Source organism: Hymenobacter caeli (assembly GCF_013294115.1).
GTDB classification, from domain to species: Bacteria; Bacteroidota; Bacteroidia; order Cytophagales; family Hymenobacteraceae; genus Hymenobacter; species Hymenobacter caeli.
Genome location: NZ_JABSNP010000018.1, coordinates 94,454 through 110,933, shown reverse-complemented (window position 1 = coordinate 110,933; position 16,480 = coordinate 94,454). Strand labels below are relative to the sequence as shown.

16 protein-coding genes are annotated in these 16,480 nt (G+C 68.0%); 4 read left to right on the top strand and 12 right to left on the bottom strand.

Annotated elements, in window-relative coordinates; all coding sequences use genetic code 11:
• Window positions 1–172 precede the first annotated feature (172 nt).
• Window positions 173–4,642, bottom strand: a complete 4,470-nt coding sequence (locus HNP98_RS17140) for a CusA/CzcA family heavy metal efflux RND transporter (RefSeq protein WP_173811389.1) — start codon at window positions 4,640–4,642, stop codon at window positions 173–175.
• A gap of 301 nt (window positions 4,643–4,943) precedes the next feature.
• On the opposite strand from HNP98_RS17140, the gene HNP98_RS17135 reads away from it, so the two are divergent.
• Window positions 4,944–5,609 (top strand): response regulator transcription factor, encoded by a 666-nt coding sequence (locus tag HNP98_RS17135; RefSeq protein WP_173811388.1) that lies wholly within the window; start codon window positions 4,944–4,946, stop codon window positions 5,607–5,609.
• Between the two features lie 46 nt (window positions 5,610–5,655).
• Window positions 5,656–7,032 (top strand): sensor histidine kinase, encoded by a 1,377-nt coding sequence (locus HNP98_RS17130; RefSeq protein WP_173811387.1) that lies wholly within the window; start codon window positions 5,656–5,658, stop codon window positions 7,030–7,032.
• A gap of 59 nt (window positions 7,033–7,091) precedes the next feature.
• On the opposite strand, the gene HNP98_RS17125 is transcribed toward HNP98_RS17130, so the two are convergent.
• The 11 genes from HNP98_RS17125 to HNP98_RS17075 all read right to left on the bottom strand — a co-directional run bounded on the left by HNP98_RS17125 (window position 7,092) and on the right by HNP98_RS17075 (window position 15,335).
• Window positions 7,092–7,517, bottom strand: coding sequence for an arsenate reductase ArsC (locus HNP98_RS17125; protein WP_173811386.1), 426 nt, complete (start codon window positions 7,515–7,517; stop codon window positions 7,092–7,094).
• 251 nt (window positions 7,518–7,768) lie between these two features.
• The gene (locus HNP98_RS17120; RefSeq protein ID WP_173811385.1) at window positions 7,769–8,272 is read right to left on the bottom strand and encodes a GNAT family N-acetyltransferase; all 504 of its coding nucleotides are present in this window, start codon (window positions 8,270–8,272) and stop codon (window positions 7,769–7,771) included.
• A 40-nt stretch (window positions 8,273–8,312) separates the two neighbouring features.
• Entirely contained in the window at window positions 8,313–8,771 is a 459-nt protein-coding gene (locus tag HNP98_RS17115; protein WP_173811384.1) for a DUF6428 family protein, read from the bottom strand.
• Between the two features lie 28 nt (window positions 8,772–8,799).
• Complete coding sequence (locus HNP98_RS17110; protein WP_173811383.1) at window positions 8,800–9,150, bottom strand: ArsR/SmtB family transcription factor; 351 nt, start codon at window positions 9,148–9,150, stop codon at window positions 8,800–8,802.
• A gap of 154 nt (window positions 9,151–9,304) precedes the next feature.
• Complete coding sequence (locus HNP98_RS17105) at window positions 9,305–9,712, bottom strand: DUF6691 family protein (RefSeq protein WP_173811382.1); 408 nt, start codon at window positions 9,710–9,712, stop codon at window positions 9,305–9,307.
• A gap of 6 nt (window positions 9,713–9,718) precedes the next feature.
• Window positions 9,719–10,288, bottom strand: coding sequence for a YeeE/YedE family protein (locus HNP98_RS17100; protein ID WP_246275186.1), 570 nt, complete (start codon window positions 10,286–10,288; stop codon window positions 9,719–9,721).
• A 30-nt stretch (window positions 10,289–10,318) separates the two neighbouring features.
• Window positions 10,319–11,680 carry an MBL fold metallo-hydrolase gene (locus HNP98_RS17095; RefSeq protein WP_173811380.1) on the bottom strand — a complete coding sequence of 454 codons (1,362 nt, stop codon included), beginning with the start codon at window positions 11,678–11,680 and terminating at the stop codon, window positions 10,319–10,321.
• A 34-nt stretch (window positions 11,681–11,714) separates the two neighbouring features.
• The gene (locus HNP98_RS17090; protein ID WP_173811379.1) at window positions 11,715–12,533 is read right to left on the bottom strand and encodes a sulfite exporter TauE/SafE family protein; all 819 of its coding nucleotides are present in this window, start codon (window positions 12,531–12,533) and stop codon (window positions 11,715–11,717) included.
• Between the two features lie 68 nt (window positions 12,534–12,601).
• Window positions 12,602–12,925 (bottom strand): ArsR/SmtB family transcription factor, encoded by a 324-nt coding sequence (locus HNP98_RS17085; protein ID WP_246275185.1) that lies wholly within the window; start codon window positions 12,923–12,925, stop codon window positions 12,602–12,604.
• A 174-nt stretch (window positions 12,926–13,099) separates the two neighbouring features.
• The gene (locus HNP98_RS17080) at window positions 13,100–14,191 is read right to left on the bottom strand and encodes a hypothetical protein (protein ID WP_173811378.1); all 1,092 of its coding nucleotides are present in this window, start codon (window positions 14,189–14,191) and stop codon (window positions 13,100–13,102) included.
• Window positions 14,184–15,335 (bottom strand): hypothetical protein, encoded by a 1,152-nt coding sequence (locus HNP98_RS17075; RefSeq protein ID WP_173811377.1) that lies wholly within the window; start codon window positions 15,333–15,335, stop codon window positions 14,184–14,186. The genes HNP98_RS17080 and HNP98_RS17075 overlap by 8 nt, the downstream gene beginning before the upstream one ends.
• A 36-nt stretch (window positions 15,336–15,371) precedes the next feature.
• Here HNP98_RS17075 and HNP98_RS17070 point away from each other — a divergent pair, with 36 nt between their 5' ends.
• Both HNP98_RS17070 and HNP98_RS17065 read left to right on the top strand, forming a co-directional pair.
• The gene (locus HNP98_RS17070) at window positions 15,372–15,695 is read left to right on the top strand and encodes a 2Fe-2S iron-sulfur cluster-binding protein (RefSeq protein ID WP_173811376.1); all 324 of its coding nucleotides are present in this window, start codon (window positions 15,372–15,374) and stop codon (window positions 15,693–15,695) included.
• 156 nt (window positions 15,696–15,851) lie between these two features.
• On the top strand, window positions 15,852–16,475 hold the full coding sequence (locus HNP98_RS17065) for a thymidine kinase (RefSeq protein ID WP_173811375.1): 624 nt from the start codon (window positions 15,852–15,854) through the stop codon (window positions 16,473–16,475).
• Window positions 16,476–16,480: the final 5 nt, after the last annotated feature.

Here is a 16,480-nt window from a genome sequence, read left to right as displayed (position 1 = left end):
CGCGGCCCGGCAACAGCGGCGCAATCCGCGCCCACTGCGCGTCCGTCAGTAAATAGTCCATGCTCAAACATAACTCCTACTGTTAACACTTCCTAGAAACTAGTTCCCCCTCTCCAACGGAGAGGGGGCTAGGGGGTGAGGCGCCTCCCGGCTCATCTTACCTGCCACCCCTCTAGGGCAGGTCCGGGCCGGTCAGGGCCTGCACGTTCACCACCAGCTCGTTGTAGCGCTGGGCCTGGTCGAGGTAGTTGGCTTGGATTTGCCAGGCCGGGTCGGTGTTCACCACGTAGGTCACGTAGTCGATGTCGCCGGCCCGGAAGCTTTTTTCGGCCGTGGCCAGGATGAGGCGGGCCTGGGGCAGGGCCGTTAGTTGGTAGTAGTCGAGCGAGGCGCGGGCCCGCCGCAGCTGGAGGCGCAGGCCCCGCAGCTGGGTGCCGAGCTGGGCGGTGGCGTAGCTGAGCTGCCCCGCCGCCACCTGCTCGCCGAGGCGGGCGGCGGCCACCCGGGCCCGCCCCGCCCCGCCCAGCAGCGGGATGGCCAGGCCCAGCTGGCCCACGTGCAGGGCGCTGTACTCGGGCCGGAGGGTTTGCTGGAAGTAGCCGGCCCGCAGGTCGGGCAGGCGGCGCAGCTGGTCCACTTTGGTTTGCTGCTGGCTCACGGCCACCTGCTGGCGCAGCAGGCCCAGGGTGGGGTTGCTCTCGGGCGAGAGGGCGGCCGTGTCGGCGGGCGCGAGGGGGGCCACCACGGCCGCCGTGGTGTCGATGGCGGCCGGGTCGGCGCTGCCCAGCAGCTGGCCCAGCTGCTGGCGCTGCACTTCCAGGTCGGAGAGGGCGGTGAGCAGGCGGTTTTCCAGCTCGCGGGCGCGGGCTTCGGCGGCCACCTGCTCCAGGCGGTTGGTTTCGCCCACCTGGTAGCGGATGCGGGCCGCGTGGGCGGCGCGGCGGTACAGGCTGTCCTGCCGGTGCAGCAGGGCCACCCGGCGGTAGCTCACCAGCAGGCCGTAGTAGTTGCTGCGGACGGTCTGCGCCAGGCCGCGCTGGCTGATGCGGGCCTGCTGCTCGGCCGTCACGCTCTGGCTTTGCAGCAGCCGGCGCTGGGCCAGGTACACCCCCGGAAAGGCCACCTGCTGAATCACGTTGAACGTGTGGTCGTTCAGGGCCCCCGACACCTGGCCGTACTGGAAATCGACGATGGTGCGCGGGGCCTCCAGGCCGGTGCGCACCAGGGCCCGCTGCTGCTGCACTTGCAGGCCAGCGGTTTGCAGCGACTGGTTTTGGGCCCCGGCCGCTTGTAGGGCCTGGCCCAGGCTCAGCGGCTGCCCGGCGGTGGAAGAGAGGGTGTTTTGGGCGCTGGCGGGGTGGGCCAGGCCCCCGAGCAGTACCAGCAGCAGCACGGCCGTGGCCGCGGCCGGCACGGGCTTGGGGGCCGGCTGGGGGGCCCCGGGGGCAGGCTGCCCGTCCGGGTGCGGGCCGGGCTGCTCGCCGGTTTCAGCCTTGCGCTTGGCTCCCTCGGCGGCCTTGGCGGCGTCGCGGGGGTTGGGCTCACCGTCCTTCGTGAAGAGGCCGTAGAGCACGGGCAGCACCACCAGCGTGAGCAGGGTGGCCGAAAGCAGCCCGCCGATGACCACCGTGGCCAGGGGCTTCTGCACTTCCGCGCCGGCCGAGGTGCTCAGGGCCATCGGCAGGAAGCCCAGCGAGGCCACGCTGGCCGTGAGAATCACGGGCCGGAACCGCTCCTCGGTGGCCCGCAGAATCCGGTCGCGCACGCTGGTCACGCCCTCGGCCGCCAGCTCGTTGAGGCTGGCCAGCAGCACGATGCCGTTCAGCACCGCCACCCCAAACAAGGCAATGAAGCCCACGCCCGCCGAAATGCTGAACGGCATCCCGCGGGCCCACAGCGCGATGATGCCGCCGATGGTGGCCAACGGCACCCCCGTGAAAATGAGCAGCGCCTGCTTCACGGAGCGGAACGAGAGGTAGAGCAGCAGGAAAATGAGCAGCAGCGATATCGGCACGGCCACTTTCAGGCGCTTGATGGCGTGGTTGAGGTTCTCAAACTGGCCGCCGTAAGTAATAGTGTAGCCGGGCGGCAGCCGGAGGCCGGTGCTGAGCTTGCCCTGAATTTCCTGCACCAGGCTCTGCACGTCGCGGCCCCGCACGTTGATGCCGATGTTGATGCGGCGGCGGGCGTCGTCCCTGGAAATCTGGATGGGCGCGTTCTTATACGCCACCGTGGCTACTTCGTCGAGCGGGATTTTCTGGCCCCCGGGCGTGTCCACGTACAGGTCCTGGAGGTTGGCCAGGCCCGCGCGGTGGGCGCTGTCGAGGCGCATCACGAGGTCGTAGCGGCGCTCGCCCTCGTACACTTGCCCGGCCACCTCGCCGGCGAAAGACGTGCGCAGAATGGTGTTCAAATCGCTCACCTTGAGGCCGTACTGGGCCAACTTCTGGCGGTTGTAGGTCACGCGCATCTGCGGCAGGGCCGCGATTTGCTCCACTTTCAGGTCGCCCACCCCCGCCAGCGGGCGGATGAGCGCGGCGGCGTCGTTGGCTTTTTGGTAGAGCACCTCCAGGTCGTCGCCGTAAATCTTGATGCTCACGTCCGACTTCACGCCCGAAATCAACTCGTTGAAGCGCATCTGGATGGGCTGCTGAAACTCCATGCTCACGCCCGGAATGCCGGCCAGCGCGGCCTGCATCTTATTGGCCAGCTCCTCGCGGGTATCGGCCGAGGTCCACTGGCTGTGGTCCTTGAGGATCACCATCTCGTCGCTGTCTTCCAGCGACATCGGGTCGGTCGGGATTTCGGAGGTGCCGCTCTTGCCCACAATCTGCTCGATTTCGGGGAATTTCGCCTTCAGAATCTTCTGCACGCGCAGGTTCGTGGCGATGGTCTGGCTCAGCGACGAGCCGGGCGAGAGCGTCACGTTCAGGGCAATGTCGCCTTCGTCGAGCTGCGGAATAAACTCGCCGCCCATTTTGGAAAAGATGAAGCCGGCCAGCACCAGCAGCGCCACCGCCGCGCCCACCACCACCGCCCGGGCCCCCAGAGCCCACCGAATAACGGGGTCGTAGCCGCGGTGCAGAAACTTCATGATGCGGTTGGCGACGGTGCCTTCCTCCTTGATATCTTTTTTCAGGGCCCAGGCCGTGGCGGCCGGCACGAAGGTGAGGCACAGCAGCATGGCTCCGACGATGGCAAAACTCACGGTGAGGGCCATCGGCCGGAACATCTTGCCCTCGATGCCGGTGAGCGAGAGGATGGGGAAGTACACGATGAGGATGATGAGCTGCCCAAACAGCGCCGACGACATGAGGCGCGTGGCGGCGCTTTCGGTCATGTCGTCCATGGTTTCGTGGGCGGCCTGCTCGCGCTGGTGCACGATGTGGAAGATGACGGCCTCCACGATAATCACGGCCCCGTCCACGATGAGGCCGAAGTCCAACGCCCCGAGGCTCATCAGGTTAGCCGACACGCCGAAGAGGCTCATCAGGCCCAGCGCGAAGAGCATGCACAGCGGAATCATGAGGGCCACGACCACGGCGGCCCGCCAGTTGCCGAGCAGCAGCAGCAGCACTACCAGCACAATCACGCCGCCCTCAACGAGGTTGTGCTCCACGGTGGCAATGGCCTTGTCGATGAGCTTGGTGCGGTCCAGAAACGGGGTGATGACCAGGCCCTTGGGCAGGGTCTTCTGGATTTCGGCCACCCGCTCCTTCACGTTTTTGATGGTTTGCTCCGAGCTGGCCCCCTTCAGCATCAGCACCACCGCGCCCACGGTTTCGCCCTCGCCGTTGCGGGTCATGGCCCCGTAGCGCACGGCGTGGCCCATGCGCGGGGTGGCCACGTCGCGCACCAGCAGCGGCACGCCGCTGGCGGCCTGCTTGATCACGGTGGCCCCCAGGTCGTCGAGCGAGCCGGCCCGGCCCTCGCCCCGGATGAAGTAGGCGTTGGGCCCGCGCTCGATGTAGGCGCCGCCGGTGTTGGCGTTGTTGTCCTGGAGGGCGGCGTACAGCTCGGCCATCGTCACGCCGTTGGCGGCCAGGCGGGCGGGGTCCACGGCCACCTCGTACTGGCGCAGGTAGCCGCCGAAGCTGCTCACGTCCACGATGCCCTCCACGCCGGCCAGGCGGCGCTTCACGATCCAGTCCTGCACGTCGCGCAGCTGGGCCAGCGAAAACTGCTTTTCGTAGCCCGGCAGCACCCGGATGGTGTACTGGTAAATTTCGCCCAGGCCCGTGGTGATGGGGGCCATGCTGGGCGTGCCGGCCCCGGCGGCCAGGTCGGCCCCGGCGGCTTTAAGCTTTTCGGCCACCAGCTGCCGGGTCTGGTAGGTGGTCATGCCGTCGGGAAAAACGACGGTAATCACCGAGAGCCCGAAGCGCGAGATGGAGCGGATTTCCGTGACGCCGGGCACCGTGCGCAGCTGCAACTCCAGCGGAATCGTGATGAGCTGCTCGACCTCCTGGGCCGCCAGCGCGTCGCTCTGGGTGATGACCTGCACCTGGTTGTTGGTGACGTCGGGGATGGCGTCGAGCGGGATGTTTACCGCCGAAAAGCCGCCCCAGGCAATGAGCGCCAGCAGCAGCAGCCCCACCAGCAGCTTGTTGCGCACCGAGGCCGCGATAATTTTCTCAAGCATAGTACTTAGAGGGGTTTCCGGTTCCGTGTGTTTGGTTAAAATTTAAAAGCCTGTGAAATAGATTTTTAACTTTTAACTCTCGACTTTTAACTGTTTAAAAAATGTGCAATAACCCCGAAACTGCTCTAGCAGGCCGGGTACGGGGGCTTGAACGCGCGGCTACCTTAGCGGTGGCTTAGGGCCGCCTTAAAATTCGCTTAAAATGCCCATTCGCCCGGGGGGCGCCGCATCGTTTGGCCGCGGCTGGCCGTTAGCAGCGCGGCCTGCCGGCTTTCGGCCGCGCTGGTCTTGCTGCTCAGGTATGCGTATTTTGATTATTGAGGACGAGCCCGGCATCGCCCGGTTCCTGAAGGAGGGCCTGGAGGAGGAGGCCTTTGCCGTGACCGTGGCCACCACCGGCCCGGAGGGGCTGGCGCTGGCCCAGGCCCAGCCCTTCGACCTGCTGCTCGTGGACTGGGTGCTGCCCGGCCTGTCGGGGCTGGAGGTGTGCCGGCAGCTGCGGGCCGGCCACCACCCGGCCCCGCTCATCTTCCTCACGGCCCGCGACACGGTGGCCGACACCGTGGCCGGCCTGCAGGCCGGGGCCAGCGACTACATCAAAAAGCCGTTTCACTTCGAGGAATTGCTGGAGCGCATCCGGGTGCAGCTGCGGCCGGCGGCCGGGCCGGCCGGGCGCTTCACGCTGGGCCCGCTGGTGCTCGACGTAGCCACCCACCAGGTGCACAAAAACGGCGAGGAAATAGCGCTTACGCAGAAGGAATTTGCCCTGCTCGAATACCTGCTGCGCCACAAGGGCAAGGTGTGCCGCCGCCAGAAGATTATCGAGAACGTGTGGGACATTCACTTCGAGTACAACACGGGCGTGATTGACGTGTACATGAACGCGCTGCGCAAAAAGCTGGGTTTCAGCAAGGAAGAAGAGTACCTGCAAACCGTTCGCGGCATCGGCTACGTGGCCCGCGACTGAGCCTTGCCTCGCGAGGCGTAACGCCGGAAAAAATACCAAATCCCCCATGAACCTGCCCTTTAAGGACCGCATTGCCCTGTACTACGTGCTCACCACGGCCGCCCTGGTGCTGGCGGCCTACCTGGTGGTGTTCGGGGTGGTGCGGCACCAGGTGTTCACCGACCTCGACGCCAACCTGCGCTTCGAGGCCGCCAAGCACCTGGGCGAGCTGACGGCCGGCCCGCCCCTGCGCTTCGCCAACAAGGCCGAGTGGCAGGAGCGCGAGCACCGCGAGGTGCAGGTGAACCCGGTGTTCATCCAAGTGACTGACCTGCAAGGCAATTTGCTCGACCGCTCGCCCAACCTCACCCGCGACCGGCTGGCGGTGGAGGGCCCCGCCACCGGCCGCGGGCCGCTGAACTCGACGCTGCGCGGGCAGGCCATCCGGCAGGTGCAGGTGCCCGTGGTGCGCGGGGGGCAGCCGGTGGGCTACCTGCTGGCGGGCATCTCGTCGGAGGCGGCGCAGCACGTGCTGGCCAGCCTGCGGCTGGTGCTGCTGGCCTCGTTTCCGGTGGTGCTGCTGGCGCTGTTTGCCGGGGCGCGGCTCCTGGCGGGGCGCAGCATCGCGCCGCTCACGCAGTTCACGGCCACCGCCAACCGCATCACGCGCAGCAACCTGACCGAGCGCCTGGCCCTGCCCGCCCGGCCCGACGAGCTGCACACGCTGGCCACGGCCATCAACGGCCTGCTGGCCCGCGTGGAGCAGGCCGTGGAGCGCGAAAAGCAGTTCACGGCCGACGCCTCGCACGAGCTGCGCACGCCGCTGGCCGTGCTCCGGGGCACGCTCGAAGTGCTGGTGCGCAAGCCCCGCACCCCGGCCGAGTACGTGGAAAAAATCGGCCTCGGCATCCAGGAAATCGACCGCCTCACCCACCTCGTGGAGCAGCTGCTGGTGCTGGCCCGCTTCGAGAACCACGCCAAGAACCTCGCCCGCCAGGCGCTGCCGCTGCGGGCCTGCATCCACGACGTGCTCTACCGCCACCGCGCCGAGCTGGTGGCCCGCCGCATCCGCGTGGACGTGGCCGACGGCCCGGACGCCACCGTGGTGGCCGACCCCTTCCTGGTCGATTTAATCCTGGACAACGTGCTGGCCAACGCCGTGAAGTACTCGCCCGCCGGCTCCACCATCGCGGTGGGCCTGGCCCCCCGGGGCCCGCGCCTGGCCTGCACCGTTACCGACCAGGGCATCGGCATCGCCCCCCACGAGCTGGCGCACATTTTCACGCCCCTCTACCGCGCCGACGCGCTGGCCCACAAGCACATCGGCGGTACCGGCCTGGGCCTCTCCATCGTGGCCAAGGCCAGCGCCCTGCTGGGCATCGGGGTGGGGGTGCAGAGCGAGCTGGGCGTGGGCACCACCTTCACGCTGGACTTTCCGGAGTAAAGCTGCAAGGGCCGACCAGCCCCCAAGCGGCAAAGCCGAGCGCTGGCAACGGCCTCTTTTCAGTTGAAATATTGGCGCACAAACTGCTGCGCGTAGGCCTTCACCTGGTCGCGCGCGGCCCGGAACTGGGCCCGGACCTCAGCGGGCGAGCCGGTGGCCCGCGCCGGGTCGGCGAAGTTGTGGTGCAGGGCAACGGCCGCCGCGGGAAAAACCGGGCAGGCCTCGCGGGCGTGGTCGCACACGGTGAGGACGTAGGCGAAGGGCACGGCCGCGTACTCGTCCACCAGGTTGCTGGTGTGGGCGGCAATGTCCACCCCGTCTTCCCGCATCACCTCGATGGCCAGCGGGTTCACGCCGTGCGTCTCGATGCCCGCGCTGTACACCGCGGCCCGCGGGCCCAGCAGCTGCGCCAGGTAGCCGTGCAGCAGCTGGCTGCGGCAGGAGTTGCCGGTGCACAGCACCAGGATGTTAGGAGGACTGGGCATATGCCAATTAATTGTTGAATAGGGTTTTATGAATGGGCGAACAGGCAGAGGCCCCCAGGATGCTCCTGTTCATTTTTCTGACTTTCCTGCTATTCCCAGTTAAAGACGAAGTGCTGTTCCTGCCCGGCCCGGCGGGCGCGGCGGCCGGCTGGGTAAGCGGGGGGCGTATGGTCAGGTGAACAGCTTGGGTAGCAGGCCAGTGCAAGTCGCATCCGCGGCGGCCCAAACGTTTTCGGCCTGAGGCCCAAGGCCTAAAAAGCCGCCCCGGTGCCCACAACCGCACTGCGGCGCTCCAGCAGCAGGGTGTTGCGCCACTGCCCGCGCAGCTGGCCGATGCGCTCGCGCCGGCCCACCACCCGGAAGCCCGCCGCCTCGTGCAGGCGCACGCTGGCCAGGTTTTCGGGGAAAATGCCCGATTGCAGCGTCCAGAGGCCCTGGGCTTCGGACGCGGCCACGAGGCCCGCCAGCAGGTACCGGCCCACGCCCTGCCCCCGCGCCCCGGCCGCCACGTAGAGGCTCACTTCGGCCACGCCGCCGTACACGCAGCGGCTCGACACCGGCGAGAGGGCCGCCCAGCCCAGCACCGGCCCCGCGTCGGCCACGGCCACCAGGCGGCTGTGGGCCAGGTGATTGCGGTCCCAGTCGTCCCAGCCCGGCGCTTCGGTGGCGAAGGTGGCGTGGCCGGTGGCCAGGCCCTGCTCGTAGATGCCGCGCACGGCGGGCCAGTGGGCGGGGGCCAGGGGTAGGAGCTGCATGGGGCTGGGGGTGGTTGAGTGGCAATAAAGCGCCCTGCGCCTAGCAGCACCCGCCGCCCGGCGCGCAGCCGGCCACTTGCAGCTGCGGCAGCGCAAAGGCGGCACTCGGGATGCCGCAGGCATCCTGCGCCAGGCAAGCCGTCTGCTTGGGCGTGAGCCGGAAATCCGTCCCGTCGAAGGCTAGCCCGAACTTGCCGATGGTCGCCTGCTGGTACTCTACTTCAATTTCCAGGTCGTCGCTTTCCAGGATGGGCCCCGCCAGCTGGAGGATGCGCAGGAATTTTTGCGGGGCCAGCCGGTGGTCGTAGTCGCCGGCCTCCCAGAGTTGGAAGTTGGCCACGGCTTCGCGCCGCTCCACGCCCCCGCAGTCGACGAAGTGCCGGCGCACCAGCCCTACCTCCGTGACGTGGAAATGGGCGGGCAGGTACGTGCCGTCGGGCAGGCGAAAATTAACGGCCGCGAGCCCCGTCAGGGCTTGCTTTAGATCGGAGATGTTCATGCGGTGAGGGCTTTAACAAGGGGATTAATTAGCAGGCGCAGGCCTCCGCCGGCCCGCAGGCAGGCGCAGCGGTGGCCGCGGCGAAGAAGGCAGCAAACTGCTGCTGCACCTGGCGCAGCAGCTCGGCATTCAGGCAGTAGCAGACGGTGACCCCCTCGATTTCGCCCCGAATCAGGTCCAGCGCCTTCAGCTCTTGCAGGTGCTGGGTGACGGTGGTGCGCGACAGGGGCAGCTCGGCGGCAATGTCGCCCGAGATGCAGGTCGTCTTGCTGGCCAGCAACTGAATGATGGCCACCCGGGCGGGGTGCGCCAGGGCCTTGGCCACGCGGGCCAGCTGCTGCTGGTCGGCGGTAAAAGCGGCGGTTTTGGCGTAGGTCACGGACGGGAAAAAAAGATTATGTCGCAAACAGCAAACATACGACATAACATGTCGTATGTTTGCGACATAGCGGAAAATTACTTTTTTGGCCACTGAAAAAATGATTAACCCTCCCCCGTTAAGCAGCTTGCTGCGGGCGGCGCAACCGGCCCCGCTAGGGCAGCCGCTCGCGCAGGGCGCTGTAGGCCCAGGTACCGGCCAGGGCGGCCAATAGCACCACGGCGGCCGCCGGCACGCCGCTGCCCAGCTGCGCGAAAATGGGGCCGGGGCAGGCCCCCGTCAGGGCCCAGCCCAGCCCGAAGAGGACGCCGCCAATCCACACGCCGGGGCTGAACTGCTTGTCGGCCAGGTGAATTTCTTCGCCACTGATAGTCTTGAGGTGGCGGCGCTTGATGAGCTGAATGGACACCAGGCCCACCGCAACGGCCGAGCCGATGACCCCGTACATGTGAAAGGCCTGGAAGCGGAACATCTCCTGAATCCGAAACCAGCTGATGACCTCGCTCTTGGTGAGGATGATGCCGAACAAGGTGCCCAGCACCAGGTACTTGAGGTTTTTCATGGCCGCCTAGCGAAATAATAGGGGGAAGATGAACCAGGTCATGAGCAGGCCGCCGGCGAAAAAGCCCACGACGGCCACCAGCGACACCCACTGCAAGTTGGAGAGCCCCGAAATGGCGTGGCCCGAGGTGCAGCCCCCCGCGTAGCGCGTGCCGAAGCCCACCAGAAAGCCCCCCAACACCAGAAACACCCAGCCCTGCCAGTGGGCCAGGCTGCCGAGGGCGAACAGCTCGCGGGGCAGCAGGCCCGAAAAGTCGGTGAGGTGCAGCTGCGCGCGCAGGTCGCGCACCGTGGCGGCCGAAATGGCCACGTGGTCGGGGTGGCCCAGCAGGCGGTAGCCCACGAAGCCGCCCAGGGTGATGCCGGCCACGAACCACAGGTTCCAGCGCTCGGCCCGCCAGTTGTAGCGCAGAAAGGGGAGGCCGGCCGGCACGCAGGCCGCGCAGATGTGGCGCAGCGAGCTGCTGATGCCCAGGGCCTTGTTGCCGACGAGCAGCAGCGCCGGCACCATCAGCCCGATGAGCGGGCCGGCCACGTACCAGGGCCAGGGCTGGCGAAGAAAATCAAGCATACACAAAAGAAGGTTTTACCAGAAAAAAATAGCGCCCTACGCCGGCACCAGCACGGGGAAAGCATGCACGGCTTCGCCCAAATCGAACACGGCCGCGCCGGGCAGCGCGGCGGCCACGATGCTGCTGCCCGCCGCCGAGCGGTAGCCCCCGGCGCAGTGCACCACCACCGGCCTATCGGTGGGAATCTCGCCGGCCCGCTCGCGCAGCTCGGGCAGCGGCAGGTTCAGCGAGCCGGCAAATAGTGGCTCGTGCGCGTGCTCGGCGGGGCTGCGGATGTCAACAACGGTGTACTGCGCCGGGTGCCGGCGGAAGGCCGCCACGTCCAGCACCGGCAGGGTGGCCCCGGTGGCCCCAGTGGCCGGGGTGCCCACCAGGGCCCCCTTGATGAGGGCTTCGTAGCCGATTTTGGCCGTTTTCTGAATCAGGTTTTCCAGCGACGCGGCATCGGCCGCTACCAGGTAAAACGGCTCCCGAGGCCCCACGAGGGAGCCCAGCCAGGTTTCGAACTTGCCGCCCTGCTGGATGTTGAGCGCCCCGGCCGCGTGGCCGCGCTTGAAGGCGGCTTCGGGCCGGGCGTCCACCACCAGCGCGCCGGGGGGCAGGGCCGCGCCGGGGGCCAGGCGCGGCACCCGCGCCACGCTGGGGGCGTAGGCCGGGGCCCCGGCCTTGTTCAGGGCCACGTCGTAGCCGAAGTACTTGGGAATGAACGGCTGGTCGGCCAGCAGCTCCGCCACAAACTCGGCTTCGCTCAGCGGGCGCAGCATGGGGTTGCCGATTTTTTCGGTCCCAATGGTGCTGCTGTTGGCCCCGCTCAGGGCCTTGCCGCAGAGGCTGCCCGCGCCGTGGGCCGGGTATACTGATACGGCGTCGGCCAGGGTCATCAGCTTCTCGCGGGTGCTGTGGTAGAGCTGGGCCGCCAGCGCCTCGCGCCGGGCCGTCAGGTTGCCGGCGGTTTCGCGCAGGTCGGGCCGGCCCACGTCCCCAATAAAGAGCGTGTCGCCGGTGAAAACGGCCACGTCCTGGCCTTCGCGTTCCAACACGATGCTGATGGAATCGGGCGAGTGGCCCGGCGTGTTCAGGGCGCGGTACGTGTGCTTGCCTACCGCGAAGGAGTCGCCCTCGTCGAAGGCTTCGTGGGCGTAATCGGCCCCCAGCAGCCGGCTCGCGTGGATGACCGCCCCGGTAGCCCGGGCAATTTCGAGGTGCGACGACACGAAGTCGGCGTGGGGGTGGGTTTCGATGACGGCGATGATTTTTGCCTCGTGCGCCCGGGCGTAATCGTAGTAGGGCTGCGGGTTGCGGGCGGGGTCGATGAGCACGATTTCGCGGGTGCCCTCGCTGAGAACGGCGTACGAGAAGTGGGCCAGGCCCTTGTCTTCAAACTGCTCGATTTTCATGGGTTTAGAAGAAGGGGAGAAGGAAATACGGGCGTCAGGCGTGGTGAAACAGCAGCTCTTTGGTCAGAATAAACGTGCCCATGGCCAGCGTGAACCAGCCGAAGGCCGGCTTGAGCCGGGCCCCCGGAATGAAGCGGGCCAGGTAGGTGCCCAGCACGATGCCGCCCAGCGCAAAGGCCAGAAAGCCCAGCAGAAACGGCCAGGCGATGGGCGTGCCCGCGCTCAGGTCGCCGGTGAACCCGATGAGCGAGTTCAGGGCGATGATGGCCAGCGAGGTGCCCACGGCCAGCTTCATGGGCAGCCGGGCCCCCAGCACCAGGGCCGGAATGATGAGGAAGCCCCCGCCCGCCCCCACGAAGCCCGTGAGCGTGCCCACCACCAGGCCGATGCCGAGCACGAGCGGGTAGTTGAAGGCGGGCTTCTGCTGCGGTGCTTCACCGGGCACTTCCCCGGCCTGCTTGCTGCGAATCATCGACGCGGCCGCCGCCACCATCAGCACGGCGAAGGCCACCAGCACCAGCAGGTCTTTGGTGAAGGCGAGGCGGCCCACCGTGAACAGCTCGTGCGGAATGGCCGGCAGCAGCACTTTGCGCACCAGAAACACCGCCGCCAGCGAAGGCAGCAGGAACACGACGGCCGTTTTGAGCGACACCAGCCCTTTCCGAAAGTAGCCCGCCGCGCCCACCACCGAGGTAGCGCCCACCACAAACAGCGAGTAGGCCGTGCTCAGCACCGGGCTCACGCCCATCAGGTACACCAGCACCGGCACCGTGAGGATGGAGCCGCCCCCGCCCATGATGCCGAGCGCGAGGCCAATGAAAATGGCGGCGAAGTAGCCAAAATAGTGGAGCATGGGCGCGGGAGAACGTATGAAATTATGAAAATTTGTTCATGTGTTTGGGTAAAAAAAAGCCGTGCGGCTTACAGAAAGGTGCACGCGGCCAGGCACTGAATCACGTCGATGACTTCGCGCATCTTCAGCGAATAAAAGATGTTTTTGCCGTCGCGGTGGCTGCTCAGAATGCCCTTGAGCTTCATGCCGGAAAGGTGGTGCGAGAGCAGGCTCTGCTCCACCTTCAGCCGCTCGCTGATGTCCGTAACCGACAGGCTTTCCTGGGCCGCCAGCAGCTGCACAATGGCGATGCGCGTGGGGTGGGCCGTGGTTTTGAGAATAAACGCCACCTTCTCCATCTTCTCGATGTCGAGGCCCAGGTTTATCGGCAGGGTGGGAGCGGGGGTGGCCATGAGGTAACACAAATATATGAAGGATTTTTCATGTGTTGCATTGAACACCCGTTTTTACCCCCGTGCTCTTTGCCGGCCAGTAAGTGGCCCGTGCCCGGAAAGGGCCGGGCAGCCGGTGCGCAGGCGCCTTTTTCCGCACGCTGCCGGCTGCCCGGCGGGCGCGAAACTGGCTGGTTACGCGGCGGTGCTGGCGGGCCGGCCCCCAGGGCTGGCGGGCGCGAGCAGCGGCCGCCAATGGGTAAAGACCAGCGCCAGGGCGGTGCAAAAAACCGGGGCCGCGAAGTAGCCCATGCGGCCGAGGTCGCCGGAAAGCAGCATGTGCACCGCCACGATGCCGGCCAAAATCCCTTCGGCCCGGCCCAGGGCAAAGGTCCAGTCCACGGGCAGGGGCCCGCGGCGGGCCCGCCAGTACGCAACGGGCAGGATGAGGCTGTACAGGCCAAAGATGCTCAGCAGCTCCCCCGCCCCTTTGAAGCTGAAGGCCCGGTGGAGCGAGTAGCGAACGTTTTCGAGGTGGGACAGGGCGTTGGTGACCGACTCGGTGGCCGGGGCCCCGATGCGGCGGTCGATGGCCCAGTGCACGGCGCCCAGGGCCCCCAGGCCGAGGGCCAGCGGCAGCACTTGCCGGGGCAAAGGGAGGGCCCGCCGGCCGTACCACATCAGCCAGGGCAACAGGAATACGAACGATTCTTTGGCCAGCGGGCCCACGAGCAAGGCAATGGCCACGGCCCACCCCGCGCCCGGCCCGCGCCGGTAGGCGTAGTAGCCCAGCCCAAACACCACGGCGTACAGGCTGTCGGTAAGGGGCAGGCCGGCCCCGTAGGCGGCCCAGCGGCTGGTGAGCAGGGCGAGCACGGCCAGCGCCGCGGCCGCGGGGGCGGCCCCGGCCCAGCGCGCCGCGTGGAACCAGCACGCCCCGGCAAACCCCAGCACCAGGCAGTTGACCAAATAAAAAGAGAAGCGCAGCGGCCACCAGCCGCCGGGGCGCTCGGGCCACACCCGGCCGTAGACCCGGCCGATGGGCGCGGCGACCGCGGCGGCCACCGCCGGCACCAGCACCCGGTAGCGGCGCGTGGTGCTGACGCCGTCGAAGCGCCCGCTGGCCATACTCAGGTAGCTGCGGGTGTCGGGCGAGTAGGAGAAGTCGTAGTGCCGGTACACGGGGTAGGCCAGGTTGGCCAGGGCGGCCACGGCCAGGGCCCACGGCAGCAGCCAGCGCCGCAGCGCCGCCCGGCGGCCGGCCGGGGCCGGCGCGGGCCTAGGCAAATTTGCGCTCGATGAGCTTGAGCAGCTTGCCGACGTGCTCTTCCTTGCGGGCCCAGTCGTAGCGCGGCCCGAGGTCGTGGGCGAGGTAAGCGCGGGCCTGCTCGGCGGTGGGCAGCGCGTCGAGGTGCTGGATGGCGGCGTGGTACTCGGCGTTTTCGCCGTTGAACAGCTCGTTGATGAAGCTGAAGCGCTGGTTGATGGAAATGGCGGCGCGGAGCGTTTCCACCTTGGGGGCCGCGTGCTCGGCGGGGCGGGGCGGCGCCGCCTGGGCGCGGAGCGTTTCCACCAGCGGCTGGGCGTCGCCCTGCGAGGCTTTCAGCTTCTCGTACAGCGGCACGGGCGCCGCCGGGGCCTCGGCGGGAGCCGCCGGGGCTGGCAGGGGCGCCGCCTGCCGCACCGCGGGCGGCGAAACCACGGGCGCGGGGGCGGGGGGCGAAATTACAGGTGGCGGAACCACGGGTGGCGAAACCGCGGGCCCCGGGGCCGGCTGGAACGCGCCGGCCACCGGTCCGTCCTCGAGCAGGTCGGCGGTGGTGAGGGGCAGCAAGGCGCTCAGGGCCTCGACGAGGCGCTGCACGGGCTCGTGGGCCCGGTAGTGGGCGGCGTGGTGCAGCTCGAAGCGGTGGTGCAGGAAATCGGTCGTAAACCCTTCGGCCGTGGCCGGCAGGCTGTCGACGAAGCCCTGAAAAAAATCTTTGTCGAGGTCCAAATACCGCAGCTTATCGCGCAGGGCGGCGGCGGGGTGGGGCTCCGGGCCGTCGAAGAGCAGGTGCCCGGCGGCCGCGGCGGGGTGGGTGACGATGCCCAACGCGTCGGCCGCGGCCCGGGCCAGCAGCGGCTCCAGGGCGGCGCGGCCCAGGCTGATGTGCCGCGAGAGGGCGGCCATGAGCTGCGCGAGGGCCCCCTGCACCGGCGCGGCCTCAAAATCGAAATACGGACTGCGCAGGCGGGCGGCTTCGGCCTGCCACTGCGTCAGCAACTGGCGCAGCACCAGCAGGTTGAGCTGCCGGATGGGCGTGAAGCGCAGCAGGGCGGGGCCGTCGAGCACGGCGTCGGGCTGGGGCCCGAAGTGCTGCTCGCAAAGCCGGGCGGCGAAGCGCCGGCCGTACTGGGCGCACTTGGCGGGGCTATATTTGTCCTTCATTGACGGGCGTTTTCAAGCGCCGAAAGTTAGGCACAAATGCCCCTGCTGACGATAGAGAACCTGCCCGGCGCGGTGCTGGACGTGCCGGCCGGGGCCACGCTGCTGGCCGCCCTGCACGGCGCGGGCTTCGCTTGGATGCACGCCTGCGGGGGGCGGGGCCGCTGCACCAGCTGCCGGGTGCAGGTGCGGGCCGGCGGCTCCTGCCTGGGGCCCCCCACGGCCGCCGAGGTCCGCTACCGCGCCGCCGGCCGCCTGGCCGACGACGAGCGCCTCGCCTGCCAGGCGCGGCTGCCGGCGGGGGCGGTGCGCGGCCGCGTGCCCCGGGCCACGCAGCTGCCGCACCAGCGCTACGACGAATAGCCGGGCCCCGGCGTGTGGGCGGCAGGCCCGTAATTTGCGCCGGGCCCCGGCGCGTGAAACCCGGAGCCGGGCCATTCTTGATTCTCTGTTAATCAAAAAGAAAGCTAATAGCCAACAGCTAAAAGCTAGTAGCTACCTCCCTAACCAATTGATTGCGTGTTTATTGAATCTCGCGTTGGTCCCCGTTTTACTGCCCCGCACCGGGGCTGGGTAGAGGTGGTGTGCGGTTCCATGTTCTCGGGCAAAACCGAGGAGTTGATCCGCCGGCTCACCCGGGCCCGGATTGCCCGGCAGCGGGTCGAGATTTTCAAGCCGGCGCTCGACAACCGCTACCACGCCGAGGACGTGGTGAGCCACAACGCCAACAGCATCCGCTCGACGCCGGTGGCGCTGCCGGGCGAGATTTTGCTGCTGGCCGCGGGCTCCGACGTGGTGGGCATCGACGAGGCGCAGTTTTTCGACGAGTCGCTGGTGGACGTGTGCCGGCAGCTGGCCGACCAGGGCACCCGCGTCATCGTGGCGGGGCTCGACATGGATTTCCTGGGCCGGCCGTTCGGGCCCCTGCCGGCGCTGCTGGCCACGGCCGAGTTCGTGACCAAGGTGCACGCCGTGTGCGTGTGCTGCGGCGAACTGGCGGCGTACTCGTTCCGCATCGCGGCCAGCGAAAAGCAAGTGTTGCTGGGCGAAACCGATTCGTACGAAGCCCGCTGCCGCCCGTGTTTTCTGGCCGGCATGCAGGCGCGGCCGGCCGCGGTGGCCGCCGCGGCCCGCCCGCACTAAAACCC